The sequence below is a fragment of the Clostridium sp. DL1XJH146 genome (assembly GCF_054819755.1).
This window is the reverse complement of sequence record NZ_JBTVVN010000164.1, coordinates 1-250: the sequence shown is the minus strand read 5'-3', so window position 1 is coordinate 250 and position 250 is coordinate 1. Positions and strand designations below refer to the sequence as shown.

Annotated in this window: 1 protein-coding gene; it reads right to left on the bottom strand. The window is 53.6% G+C overall.

The window, feature by feature from the left end; genetic code table 11:
* Nucleotides 1-75: 75 nt before the first annotated feature.
* On the bottom strand, nt 76-250 hold a 175-nt coding region (locus ACVHXK_RS18950), incomplete at its 5' end, for a peptide deformylase (RefSeq protein WP_461207954.1).

Here is a 250-nt window from a genome sequence, read left to right as displayed (position 1 = left end):
GATGACGCGCTGCGAAGTCTGGTGTTCCGGCGAAAATAATCCGTAAAGAGTCAGACACGTTGATTTCCTGATCGGTTAGGCGCGGGCTTGAAGCTTGGCCATTTTTTCCAGTTTCTGACGAATGCGCTGACGCTTGAGCGGCGACAGGTAATCGACGAACAGTTTACCCATCAGGTGATCCATCTCGTGCTGGATGCAGATCGCCAGCAGATCGTCCGCTTCCAGCTCGAAAGGTTTGCCTTCGCGATCC